Source organism: Microbulbifer aestuariivivens, assembly GCF_039545115.1.
GTDB classification, from domain to species: domain Bacteria; phylum Pseudomonadota; class Gammaproteobacteria; order Pseudomonadales; family Cellvibrionaceae; genus Microbulbifer; species Microbulbifer aestuariivivens.
The window spans coordinates 132,609-145,247 of sequence record NZ_BAABRT010000003.1; the positions used below are offsets into that span (position 1 = coordinate 132,609).

The following is a 12,639-nucleotide window of genomic DNA, read 5'->3' on the forward strand; positions in this document are numbered from 1 at the left end:
AGCTTTCCCAATGCTCTGAAAACAGGAGGACTATGAGGGCCTGAGTAAAGTGCAAGTGAGACCGGGGGTGACAGCCCAAGCCCTAGGGTGTTAGAGCACAGAGCAGCGAAACAAGAGGACGGGAATGGGAAGCGGACCACAGAACAGGCGGCAGCGATACGCTGCCGCTAGCGATCAATCACTGTCATGCGGGGGCTGCATGGGGGGCGGAAAGGGAAATTTGGCAATCTTATCGCCTTTGACTTCGACAATCTTGCCGGTGCCCTCTTTCTCCACCTCATCGATGCGCACGATGCTGTGCATGGGGATATAGGAGCGGGCCACCGAGGCAAACTCGTTTTTCAGCTTTTCCTCGGCCGGGTCCACCAGCAGCTGCGACTTCTCGCCGAATACGAACTCCTCCACCTCGATAAAGCCATACATATCGCTCTGATAAATGGCCCGGGCGTAGAGTTCGTACACCTGATTCTGGTTGTGAAAGATGACTTTGTAGATCGGGTTCGCCATAGATGTCTCTGACGGGGTCCTGCCCCTTGGAAATACTAGTCTCGGCCGGCGCCACATAGGCGTGGCCGGAAAAAGCGCGGCAGCATACCACAGCTCCGCGCGACCTAATACCGCCCGCCGGCGCGGCTGCTAGGCAGTGAAGGGCCGTATCGCTATAATGCCCCACCTTTTGATTTGACCAGTTTTTAACCAGGCCCGATATGTCCGAAACCCCGCGCGAAAACAGGGTGAAAAAGCTCTATATCAAGACCCACGGCTGCCAGATGAACGAGTATGACTCGTCGCGCATGCGCGACCTGCTCGGCGAGTCCCACGCCATGGTTCCCACAGACGACCCTGAAGAGGCCGACGTGCTGCTGGTCAACACCTGTTCTATTCGCGAGAAAGCGCAGGAAAAACTGTTCCACCAGCTGGGCCGCTGGAAGCACCTGAAGGAAAAAAATCCCGATCTGGTGATCGGCGTCGGTGGCTGCGTGGCCAGCCAGGAGGGCGATGCCATCGCCAAGCGCGCCCCTTACGTGGACCTGATCTTCGGCCCGCAGACCCTGCACCGGCTGCCGGAAATGATGGAAACCCATCGCCAGGACACGGGCGCGGTGGTGGTGGACGTCACCTTCCCGGAAATCGAGAAGTTCGACCGGCTGCCGCAACCGGAAGCGGAAGGCGCCACCGCCTTCGTCTCCATCATGGAGGGCTGCTCCAAGTACTGCACCTTCTGCGTGGTGCCCTACACCCGCGGCGAGGAAGTCAGCCGCCCGTTGGCGGATGTTCTTGAGGAGGTCGCGCATCTGGCAGACCAGGGCGTGCGCGAGGTGAACCTGCTGGGCCAGAACGTCAACGCCTACCGGGTAACCGGCGATGACGGCCACACCGTGGACTTCGCCGAACTCATCACCTACGTTGCCGCCATCGACGGTATCGATCGCATCCGCTACACCACCTCGCACCCGGTGGAGTTCTCCGATGCCCTGATCGATGTCTACGGGGAAGTGCCGCAGCTGGTGAACCACCTGCACCTGCCGGTGCAGAGCGGCTCAGACCGCATTCTGATGGCGATGAAGCGCGGCCACACGGCGCTGGAGTACAAGTCCAAGATCCGCCGCCTGCGCCAGATCCGCCCGGATATCTGCCTGTCGTCGGATTTTATCGTCGGCTTCCCCGGGGAAACCGATAAGGACTTCGAAGACACCATGAAGCTGATTCAGGATGTGGGTTTCGATATTTCTTTCAGCTTCATCTATTCCGCACGGCCCGGCACGCCGGCCGCGGACCTGCCGGATGAAACCCCGGAGGCGGTGAAAAAACAGCGCCTGCAGCTGCTGCAGCACCGCATCAACCAGCAGGCGGCGGAGATCGCCCGGCGCATGGTGGGCAATACCGAGCGAGTGCTGGTTACCGGCGTCTCCAAAAAGGACCCGGGCCAGCTGCAGGGCCGGACCGAGAACAACCGGGTGGTCAACTTCCGCGCCGACGACATGGCGCTGATCGGCAAATTTGCCGATGTGCTGATTGAAGAGGCGCTGCCGAACTCTCTGCGCGGCACCCTGGTTACTTCAGAACTGGACGGCCCCCTGTTCTGACCACCACCGACACAGTCTCGGGGCCGCCGGCCCCGCAGCCTTAATATCTCTGCGTTATAAACAGTTCTAACAGTTAGAAGGGATCGGTCATATCGCGACCTTTCCCCTGCCGGGAAAATCGGTATACCCTAGCAGTGAAAACCCCAGACAAAAGGTGCCGGAAACCAATTTGGAAACACATACCCTCGCCCACAGCATCACCCTCGAACCCAACGACGCGCGCCGCCTCGCCAACCTCTGCGGCCAGTTTGATGAACACCTGCGTCAGATAGAACAGCGACTCGACATCGAAATCCGCAACCGCGGCAACCAGTTTGCCTTTTACGGCGAACCGGAAAGTGCCCGCGCCGCCGGCAAACTGCTGGACTTCCTCTATAACGAAACGGAAAAGCGCGACCACCTGACCCCCGATGAAATCCACCTGGCCCTGCAGCAGTCCGGTGTGGAAGAGCTGCTGGAACAGGGCGATGGCGAGGGCGGCGGTGAAACGGATCAGGTGGTGCTGATCCGCACCAAGAAATGCTCCGTGCGCCCGCGCGGCCTGAACCAGCGCCGCTACGTGCGCGCGGTACAGAGCAACGACATCAACTTCGGCATCGGCCCCGCCGGCACCGGCAAAACCTATCTGGCCGTGGCCTGCGCCGTGGAGTCCCTGCTGAAGGACGAGGTTGAGCGCATCCTGCTGGTGCGGCCAGCGGTGGAAGCAGGCGAGAAACTCGGCTTCCTGCCCGGCGACCTGAGCCAGAAGGTCGATCCCTACCTGCGCCCGCTGTATGACGCCCTCTACGAAATGCTCGGCTTCGAGACCGTGGGCAAGCTGATCGAGCGCAACGTCATCGAGGTGGCGCCGCTCGCCTATATGCGCGGCCGCACCCTGAACAATGCCTTCGTGATCCTCGACGAGAGCCAGAACACCACCCGCGAGCAGATGAAGATGTTCCTGACCCGGATCGGCTTCGGCTCCACGGCGGTCATCACCGGCGACCCCAGCCAGATCGACCTGCCCCGCGGGCAGGCGTCGGGACTGCGTCACGCCATCGAGGTACTAGACAAGGTCAACGGCATCAGCTTTACCCACTTCGGCGCCAAAGACGTGGTGCGTCACCCGCTGGTGCAGCGCATTGTCGAGGCCTACGATATTCACGAGGCGGCCCGCGAAGCGGCGGAAAAGCGGAGCAGCGAAGACGCGGCCTGAGCCGCGCCCGCTTGAAAAACGCGATGACAGACCCGCATCGGACAAACCTGTATCTGGATGTACAGCGTGCCAGCAGCGCCCGCGATCTGCCCACTGATGAACAGATCCGCCAGTGGGTTACAGCCACTCTGGAAGGCCTGCGCGAGCAGGCCGAAGTGTCCGTGCGCATCGTCGATGCGGATGAAAGCCGGGCGCTGAACCACCAGTACCGGGGCAAGGACAAACCCACCAATGTATTATCCTTTCCTGCGGAGCTGCCCAAGGGCGTGGACCTGCCGCTGCTCGGCGACCTTGTGATCTGTGCGCCAGTAGTCGCCTCGGAAGCGGCGGAGCAGCACAAAGCGGCCCCGGCGCACTGGGCACACATGGTGGTCCATGGCACACTGCACCTTCTGGGTTACGACCATATCGACGATGCCGAGGCGGAGATCATGGAAAACCTGGAGGTCCGGGTGCTGGCCCGGCTCGGTATTGCCGATCCCTACCAGCCCCAGGAGCAGGCCGCGGACTAGCCTACGGGCACCCCTCGGCAACCCCCACTTGAGGCCAACGTGGCCCAACCGCCGTCATGGCGATTTTGATACACGACAAGAGAAAGCGGAGCATGGCCACATCCATGACCACAGACGAACCCCCAAGTAGTCAGTCTTCCGGCAAACCCCGAACGGGGGAGAAAAACTGGCTGGAAAAACTCTTCGGCGCCTTTTCCGCCGAACCCAAGTCCCGCGACGAGCTGCTCGAAATCATCAAGGATGCGGCAGACAACAAGCTGGTAGACGCCGAGGCCCTGTCCATCATCGAGGGCGCCCTGGACGTTTCCAACCAGCAGGTGCGGGAAATCATGATCCCCCGCTCACAGATGGTGGTGGTCAGCCTGCAGGATTCGCCGGAAGAATTTCTGCCCAAAATCATCGAGTCCGGTCACTCGCGCTTTCCCGTCATCGGTGAGAGCATCGATGACATCCGCGGCATCCTGCTGGCCAAGGATCTGCTGCCGCTGATCCTCAAGGGCATCGAGGGCTTCGAGCTCGAAAACATTATCCGCCCCGCCAGCATCATCCCCGAGAGCAAGCGCCTCAACATCCTGCTGCGGGAGTTCCGCGAGAACCGCTACCATATGGCCGTCGTTATCGACGAGTACGGCGGGGTTTCCGGCGTGGTGACCATCGAGGATATCCTCGAGGAGATTGTCGGCGAAATCGAAGATGAGACCGACGAGGAAGAAGCGGACAGCTATATCCGCAAGGTGGGCGACAACGACTATATCGTCAAAGCCCTCACCCCCATCGAGGACTTCAACGAATACTTCGACTGTGAACTCAGCGACGAGGAATTCGACACCGTGGGCGGGCTGATCATGCAGTCTTTCGGCCACCTGCCCAGCCGCGATGAGATTACCGACCTGGGTGAATTCCGCTTCCGGGTTCTCTATGCCGACAACCGCCAGATACACCTGTTGCGCGTGAGCCGCCTGAACCGGCAGCCCCGCGAAGAGGAGTAACCCGCGCACCCCGGCCGCCCCGCAAGCGCGGGGCGCAACCGAGACCAGTCCATGCGAAAACTCTTTCCCGCCCTCGCCGCTGCCATCGCCGGCAGCCTGATGACCCTCTCCTTCGCGCCCTTTGACCTCTGGCCCGCCGGGCTGCTGTCACTGGCGCTGTTGGCCTGGCTCAGCCTGCGCGCCGCCAGTGCCGGCAGGCTGGGCAAGCGCGCGGGTTTCAAGCTGGCGTTCTGCTTCGGGCTTGGCCTCTTTGCCAGTGGCGGCTCCTGGGTCTACGTCTCCATCACCGACTTCGGCGGCTCCTCCATGGCTCTGGGGCTGCTTTTGACCGGTGCTTTCGTCGCCATCCTGGCCGCCGTGCTGGCCCTTCCGTTCCTGCTGCTGGGACGCTTTACCGGCAACGCCCTCAGCTTCGCCCTGGCCTTCCCCGCGCTCTGGCTGCTGAGTGAGTGGTTGCGTACCTGGCTGTTTACCGGCTTTCCCTGGCTGTTTGCCGGTTATGGACATATCGACACCTGGCTCGCCGGCTGGGCGCCGGTGCTGAGCGTGTATGGTGTCGGCCTGCTGCTGGCGCTCTCCGCCGCCGCCATCGCCTTGCTGGCCGCGGGCAAATTATCACCGCGCCGGCAGCGGACGCACCTGGCGCTGCTGATAGCAGTCGCCCTGACCTGGCCCGCCGGCGCCCTGCTGTCGCAGGTCAGCTGGACAACGCCGGGAGAGGACATTGCCGTTGGCCTGGTACAGGCCAATATCCCCCAGGAGAAAAAGTGGCTGCCGGAGTTTCGCGGTGAGACCATCAGCCGCTACCAGGAAGGCACCCGCGCACTGACCGCACAGAAGGTGGACGTTATCATCTGGCCGGAGGCCGCCCTGCCTCTGCTGCACAGTCAGGCCCCCAACCTGATGCAGGCCCTGCAGAGAAATGCCGATCAGACCGGTATCGACCTGATCAGCGGCATTCTCTACGATCGCATCGAGCGACCGGAAACCGGCGCGCCCCGCCGGCTGATTCATAATTCCGCCGCGGTGTTCGGCAGCAGCCCACAGGTCTACCACAAGCGCCACCTGGTTCCTTTTGGCGAGTATGTGCCACTGGAAGACTGGCTGCGCGACACCATCGAATTCTTCAACCTGCCCACCTCATTTATCCGCCCCGGTCCCGATGAGCAGCAGTCACTCCAGGCCGCCGGTACCGGCTGGGCGCCGCTGATCTGCTATGAAATCGTCTACCCGGCACTGGTGGCCGACAGCGCACTCGACTCCGAGGTGCTGCTCACCATCAGCAACGATGCCTGGTTCGGTGCCTCCATCGGGCCACTGCAGCATATGCAGATGGCGCAGATGCGCGCGCTGGAAACCGGCCGCTTTCTGGTGCGGGCCACCAACACCGGCATCACCGCCATCGTCGATCCCCGCGGGCAGATAACCGCGCGCCTGCCCCAGTTCGAGCGCGGCATCCTCACCGGCAGCGTCACCGCCATGAGCGGCTCGACACCGTTTATGCTGCTGGGCCTCTGGCCAATACTGGCACTGGCCACAGCGATGCTCGCCGCGGCACTGATGCTGCAGCCGGCCCGCCGCGCCACAGGAGAGGCGGTGCTCGCCAGCGAGGCCGCCGACAGCCACTGAACCGAGCCGGATTTCACCGAGAGGAAAACAGCCACGGATTTTTCCCCGGCAGCCGCGAAGATGCCGCGCGCAAGGGGCGCTGCAAGCCACCGGCGCGCACAGGGATTGACTTACACTCTCTATCAATACCTTTCCCGGAATTCTTGGGGTCAGCACTTGGGGCCAGCAAAAGGGACAGCCAATCAGCTGGCGACTGCTATTATGCTGACCAATAAATGAAAAAGGCACGGATGCCCATCCTATGCATTGCTTGATTACCGGCGGCACCGGCCTGATCGGTCGGCACTTTTGCCAGCAGTGGCTCGCTCGCGGCAATACCGTGACGGTACTGAGCGGACGGCCGCATAAAGTCCGCGCGCTCTGTGGCGAAGCCGCCACCGGCGTGGCCGAACTGCACGAAGTGGAAGAACCCGTCGATGTGGTGGTCAATCTGGCAGGCGAACCGATCAGCCATCGCTGGAGCGCACGGCGCTGTGAGGAAATCCGCAGATCCCGAATCGAAACCACGCAGCAGCTGGTGCGCTGGTGCCTGTCACTGGAACAGCGGCCAAGGTACGTGCTCTCGGGCTCGGCGGTGGGCTACTACGGCGACCGCGGCGGCGACCTGCTGAAAGAGAACAGCCCGCCCGGAGGAGGTTTTGCCGCCGAGCTGTGCCGGGACTGGGAGGCGGCCACCCTGCCCCTGCAGCAGGCGGGCATTTGCGTAGGAATCATGCGCACCGGTATCGTGCTGTCGACCCGCGGGGGGGCGCTCGCCCAGATGCTGCCTCCCTTCCGCCTGGGCGTTGGCGGACCCATGGGCTCGGGGGAACAGTGGATGAGCTGGATTCACGAGGACGATATCGTCGGGCTGATGCTGCATGCCATCGAACAGCCTCTGTGCCTGCCGTTCAACGCCTGCGCTCCGGAGGCGGTGACCAATAACAGCTTCTCGCGGCTGCTGGCCAAACAACTGCACCGCCCATGTCTGGTGCGCACACCGGGCTGGGTGCTGAAGCTGATGTTTGCGGGGATGGCAGAAGAGCTTCTGCTGGCGAGCCAGCGTATGGAGCCGCGGACAGCGCTGGATACCGGTTACACCTTCCGCTTTCCGACACTGCAAGGCGCCCTTGCAGACCTTCTCGGCAAGCGGCGCCCTCGCAAGGCTCAGGCCTGAGCCTTACTGGGCGAATCCAGAGCCACAGCACCCACGCCAAGAAAAGACCACGCAAGTGACAAGCCGGTCGAAAGCGATACCCGGGTAGAGCCCGGGCCCGGGGGACAGCTGCGCTCAAGCCGCCTCTTCGCTGGCCTCCAGCACCTGCATCAGGTATCGGCGCCCAGACTCGCCTTCCACGGCCTCGGCCACGCACTCCATTGGTGCAGAGCCAACCCACTGGGCGTGCCAGCGGTACCAGTGCAGCTCTCCCGCCTCGACGCGCAACTCAATGAAGTCGACCTCGTGCGGATCCAGGCGAAACTCCCGCACGATCTGCCCGGCGAAGGTTTCAAAGTTTTTACGCACCTGCGCACCGGCCTCACCACCAGCGGTGAGGAATACCAGCTCGCGGCCGTCGCGGCGCACCCGCCGAAAGCCGATTTTCACCAGGCGGTTCAGACGGTTGTGTAACTCGAGGGGAGAAAAAGATGCTGCCAGTGTACTCATTTCGGCGATACCTCTCTTATTCTTTTCGTTGTTATCCACAGCCACGGTTTCCGTCCCGTTCACCAGCGCGCTCTGCCAGTGAAGCCTCTGCGGGTTGGGCGTCTTGGTCCAGGCCACTTGAACCAAGCCATTTGGAGCAAGTCCCTGAGACCGGGGTGATTGGGTCCAGGGTGCTCCGGTCCAGGCTATTCCGATCCAGAGTTGCGGGCCCTGCCCGGCGCTATCCTAACCGCATCCCATGGCAGCCTCTTATCATTTAGCGCCAATATTTCCGGCAAATGCTTCAGACAACCGGGTTCAATATCGCGTGTTCAATATCGCGTGTTCAATATTGAATTCAGGGCGGTGTAGCCGGATTCAGGCAAGCCACCACATCCGCAACACCCACCACACGCACTTGCCACATTCAGGGAGACGAACCGGGGGACAAATGCCTCAACATTTGCGTTCCGGTGGCAGTGGCTTCCAGTAATACCACCACCGCCCGAGCAGCTCCCGCCAGTAGACCTGGGTGCGCAGCATGGCGGAGGCGGTCGGCAGCCAGCTCAGCAGTCCACTCTGCCCCCTGGGCAACAATTCGCCGGCGGCACCCACCGCCAACGGCTGCACCTGCAGTCCGGCGCGGGCAAAAACCCGCGCCGCCCGCGGCATGTGCCACCAGTGGGTCACCAGCAGGATGCTCTCCACACCGGCATCATGGAGCATGGCCGCGCTGTTCACCGCGTTCTCCGCCGTTGTACGACTGCAATTCTCCTGCCAAGTTACCGGGCGCTGCAGGCGCGCCTCCATCACCGCCGCCATCAGTTGGGCTTCGCTGTCCCGCTCCGCCGCGAAGACTCGGCCGCCAGACACCAGGACGGGGAGTTGCCCCGGGGCCTCTTGCACCGCCCACAGCAGTCTTTCCAGGCTGGTGGCAGACAGGCGTTCGTTACCAGTCTTCTCATCCCGGTAACGCCCGGCCCCCAGCACAACAATGGCCTGCGGTGCCGAACTGGCCCGCTCCGGTCTCTCCGCTACCCGCCCCACCTGCTGACCGAGCCAGTAGGAAAAGGCCGGCGTCGCCGCAATCCACAATATGGCGACGGAGACAATAGCCAGCGGCAATGACAACTTTGCCAGCAGCGACGAAGACGGCAGCAGCCACAGCACAAAAGCCAGCAACAGCCCCAGCAGCGGGGCCAGTGGCGGCATCGCCAGAGTGGTGAGGGCGGCCTGGGATTCCATCAGCCCTCGAGACCACCGCTGACCTGGCGAAAAAGGCCATAACCACAGCGGTGGCAGGGGGTGATCTGGCTACCCTCGGGGGGCAGGGCGCGGTAGCCGCAGCCCAGGCACTGCAACTCCTCCCCGGCGCCCACAGTTTCCCCCGCCAGGGCCCAGGGCTCGCCGTCCTGGATACAGCGCATCAGCTTGGGCCACGCCGCCTCGGTGGGGTCTGCGGCATTCAGGAACAGGTCGCCGGTGCGCTCTTCGGTGGTTTTCAGCTCCCCTGCGAGCTCGCGCAGGTAGTCCGCCGCGCGATGCAGGTCGTCCTTCAGCCAGGCGCGCAGAAAAGCCATCTTGTTGGCAGTGAGGTTCTCTACGGCCAGTTCGCCCTCGATCAGATTCTCCAGTTCCTGGCGCAGATCTTCCGCCAGATTTTCCTCTGCGGGTAACTTCGGTTCCTTCGTCATGGCATCCCCCATATAATTCGGCGCTTTCCAGTGTATGAGTTGGACTGGAATTCCCACTTCGAATTGAGTCACAGAGTATAGGTTCCCGCCGATGGAAGAGCAGTACAACCCCTCCGCAGTCGAAGCCGCCGCCCAGAAGTTCTGGGAGGAGCAGAAGAGCTTTGAAGTCACGGAGGACAACAGCAAGGAAAAATTCTACTGCCTGTCCATGTTCCCCTACCCCAGCGGCAAGCTGCACATGGGCCACGTGCGCAACTACACCATCACCGACGTGATCACCCGCTTCCAGCGCATGCAGGGCAAGAATGTACTGCACCCCATGGGCTGGGACGCCTTCGGCCTGCCGGCGGAGAACGCCGCGATCCAGAACAAGACCGCCCCGGCCAAGTGGACCTACGCCAACATCGACTACATGAAAGGCCAGCTGAAAGCCCTGGGCTTCGGCTTCGACTGGTCCCGCGAGCTGGCCACCTGCCAGCCCTCCTACTACCGCTGGGAACAGTGGTTCTTCACTCGCCTGTACGAAAAGGGCCTGGTGTACAAGAAGAACTCCGCGGTCAACTGGTGCCCCCACGACGCCACTGTACTCGCCAACGAACAGGTAGAGGACGGCTGCTGCTGGCGCTGCGGCACCACTGTTGAGCGCCGCGAGCTGGCGCAGTGGTTTATCAAGATCACCGATTACGCCGAAGAGCTGCTCAATGATCTGGACAAGCTGCCCCACTGGCCCGAGCAGGTGCGCACCATGCAGCGCAACTGGATTGGCAAGAGCAAGGGCGTGGAGCTGAGTTTCGCCCTGCCCCGCACCATCGCCGGAGCCGACCATTTCGACGTCTACACCACCCGCCCGGACACTCTGATGGGCGTGACTTACGTCTCCATCGCCGCCGAGCACCCCATCGCGCTGGAACTGGCGCAGAACAATGCCGAACTGCAGCGCTTTATCGAGGAATGCAAAAAGCAGTCCCTGTCCGAGGCCGACATGGCCACCATGGAAAAACGCGGCATGGACACCGGCATCAAGGCCCTGCACCCCATCACCGGCAAGGAAGTCCCGGTATGGGTCGCCAACTATGTGCTGATGGATTACGGCACCGGCTGCGTGATGGCGGTACCGGCCCACGACCAGCGCGACTGGGAATTCGCCCGCAAGTACCACCTGCCGATCCAGCAGGTGGTGGCACCCGCCGGCGACGAGACCATCGACCTGGACCGAGAGGCCTTTGTCGACAAGGGTGTGCTGGTCAACTCTGACGGCTTCGACGGACTGGACTTCGACGCCGCCTTCAACGCCATCGCCGACGCCCTGTCTGCGGCCGGCAAGGGCCGGGTGACCACCAACTACCGCCTGCGCGACTGGGGCGTATCGCGCCAGCGCTACTGGGGCGCGCCGATCCCCATGTTCAACCTGCCCGACGGCGGCGAGATCCCGGTGCCGGCGGACAAGCTGCCGATCCTGCTGCCCGAAGACGTCGAGCTGGACGGCGTGCAGTCGCCGATCAAGGCCGACCCCGAGTGGCGCAAGGATGAACTTAATGGCGAGCCGGTGGAGCGCGAGACCGATACCTTCGACACCTTTATGGAGTCCAGCTGGTACTACGCCCGCTACACCTGCCCCGATTTCGAGCAGGGCATGCTGGACCCGGAGCGCGCCAACTACTGGCTGCCGGTGGACCAGTATGTGGGCGGCATCGAGCACGCCATCCTGCACCTGCTGTACGCGCGCTTCTTCCACAAGCTGATGCGCGACGAGGGCCTGGTGGACAGCGACGAGCCGTTCAAGCAGCTGCTGTGTCAGGGCATGGTGCTGGCGGAGTCGTTCTACCGCGAGCACGAGGGCCACAAGACCTGGGTCAATCCCGCCGACGTGGACGTGGAACGCGACGAAAAAGGCAAAGCCATTCGCGCCGTCGAGCGCAGCACCGGCGCGGAAGTGATCGCTGGCGGCGTGGTCAAAATGTCCAAGTCCAAGAACAATGGCATCGACCCCCACGCCGCGGTCGAGCAGTACGGTGCCGATACCGTGCGCCTGTTCACCATGTTCGCCGCGCCGCCGGAACAGACCCTCGAGTGGCACGACGCCGGCGTGGAGGGTGCCAGCCGCTTCCTGCGCAAACTGTGGAAGACCGTGCACGGCCACCTGGCCACCGGCAGCAGCAGCGCGGCGATCGACGCCGACAGCCTGAGCGACAAACAACAGCAGCTGCGCCGCAAGACCCACGAAACCATCCAGAAAGTGAGCGATGACTACGCTCGCCGCCAGACCTTCAACACCGCCATCGCCGCGGTGATGGAGCTGCTGAACGAAGTCGGCAAGCTCGCCGAGCGCGACAGCGAGCAGGGCCTGGCGGTGGAACGCGAGGCACTGGAGGCCGCCGTGCAGCTTCTGGCGCCGGTCACTCCACACGTCTGCCACCAGTTGTGGCAGGCTCTCGGCAACCAGCATGCGCTGGTGGACGCCCCCTGGCCGCAGGTGGATGAAAAAGCACTGGTGCGCTCCAGCATCACCCTGGTGGTGCAGGTGAACGGCAAGGTGCGGGCAAAGCTGGAAGCCCCCGCGGACGCCGACAAGGCGACACTGGAACAGATGGCGCTGTCCAACGACAACGTGCAGAAGTTCATTGGCGACGCCACCGTGCGCAAGGTGATTGTCGTCCCCGGCAAGCTGGTGAACATCGTCGCCAAATAGACCACAAGCCCTGTAGGCCACTGGAGCACAGGGTCAGCACAGCAGGCTCAATGCCAGCGACAGCGCAACGCGCTTATCCCCTGTCATTGAGCCTCCTGTTACCCTGCACTCTTGTTACCGTGTGTTCTTGTTACCCTGTGCTCTCACTGCCTGATACCGAGCCGAGGACCGTAGCCGCTACCCGGCCGGGAAATCCCGCCCCCGCAACAGCCTAGCTGGC

The 12,639-nt window shown here is 62.8% G+C and carries 11 protein-coding genes; 7 read left to right on the top strand and 4 right to left on the bottom strand.

Annotated elements, in window-relative coordinates; translation table 11 throughout:
• Positions 1–174: 174 nt before the first annotated feature.
• Positions 175–507, bottom strand: a complete 333-nt coding sequence (locus tag ABEA58_RS02910; RefSeq protein WP_345548676.1) for a DUF1820 family protein — start codon at positions 505–507, stop codon at positions 175–177.
• 200 nt (positions 508–707) lie between these two features.
• On the opposite strand from ABEA58_RS02910, the gene miaB reads away from it, so the two are divergent.
• The 6 genes from miaB (at position 708) to ABEA58_RS02940 (ending at position 7,568) form a co-directional block, all read left to right on the top strand.
• Positions 708–2,087 (top strand): tRNA (N6-isopentenyl adenosine(37)-C2)-methylthiotransferase MiaB, encoded by a 1,380-nt coding sequence (miaB, locus tag ABEA58_RS02915; protein ID WP_345548678.1) that lies wholly within the window; start codon positions 708–710, stop codon positions 2,085–2,087.
• 169 nt (positions 2,088–2,256) lie between these two features.
• Positions 2,257–3,282, top strand: a complete 1,026-nt coding sequence (locus ABEA58_RS02920; protein WP_345548680.1) for a PhoH family protein — start codon at positions 2,257–2,259, stop codon at positions 3,280–3,282.
• 23 nt (positions 3,283–3,305) lie between these two features.
• Positions 3,306–3,794 (top strand): rRNA maturation RNase YbeY, encoded by a 489-nt coding sequence (ybeY, locus tag ABEA58_RS02925; protein ID WP_345548681.1) that lies wholly within the window; start codon positions 3,306–3,308, stop codon positions 3,792–3,794.
• 92 nt (positions 3,795–3,886) lie between these two features.
• A complete protein-coding gene (locus ABEA58_RS02930) occupies positions 3,887–4,783 on the top strand; it encodes a CorC family transporter (protein WP_345548682.1) in 897 nt (298 codons plus the stop codon).
• Between the two features lie 51 nt (positions 4,784–4,834).
• Positions 4,835–6,412 (top strand): apolipoprotein N-acyltransferase, encoded by a 1,578-nt coding sequence (gene lnt, locus ABEA58_RS02935; RefSeq protein WP_345548683.1) that lies wholly within the window; start codon positions 4,835–4,837, stop codon positions 6,410–6,412.
• Between the two features lie 241 nt (positions 6,413–6,653).
• On the top strand, positions 6,654–7,568 hold the full coding sequence (locus ABEA58_RS02940; RefSeq protein WP_345548684.1) for a TIGR01777 family oxidoreductase: 915 nt from the start codon (positions 6,654–6,656) through the stop codon (positions 7,566–7,568).
• Positions 7,569–7,682: 114 nt separating this feature from the next.
• On the opposite strand, the gene ABEA58_RS02945 is transcribed toward ABEA58_RS02940, so the two are convergent.
• The 3 genes from ABEA58_RS02945 to ABEA58_RS02955 form a co-directional block, all read right to left on the bottom strand.
• Complete coding sequence (locus ABEA58_RS02945; protein ID WP_345548686.1) at positions 7,683–8,057, bottom strand: hypothetical protein; 375 nt, start codon at positions 8,055–8,057, stop codon at positions 7,683–7,685.
• A gap of 435 nt (positions 8,058–8,492) precedes the next feature.
• Positions 8,493–9,281, bottom strand: coding sequence for a YdcF family protein (locus ABEA58_RS02950; protein WP_345548688.1), 789 nt, complete (start codon positions 9,279–9,281; stop codon positions 8,493–8,495).
• Positions 9,281–9,730, bottom strand: a complete 450-nt coding sequence (locus ABEA58_RS02955; RefSeq protein WP_345548690.1) for a zinc ribbon-containing protein — start codon at positions 9,728–9,730, stop codon at positions 9,281–9,283. The genes ABEA58_RS02950 and ABEA58_RS02955 overlap by 1 nt, the downstream gene beginning before the upstream one ends.
• Before the next feature lie 91 nt (positions 9,731–9,821).
• On the opposite strand from ABEA58_RS02955, the gene leuS reads away from it, so the two are divergent.
• The gene (gene leuS, locus ABEA58_RS02960) at positions 9,822–12,419 is read left to right on the top strand and encodes a leucine--tRNA ligase (RefSeq protein WP_345548692.1); all 2,598 of its coding nucleotides are present in this window, start codon (positions 9,822–9,824) and stop codon (positions 12,417–12,419) included.
• The last annotated feature ends 220 nt before the right edge of the window (positions 12,420–12,639 follow it).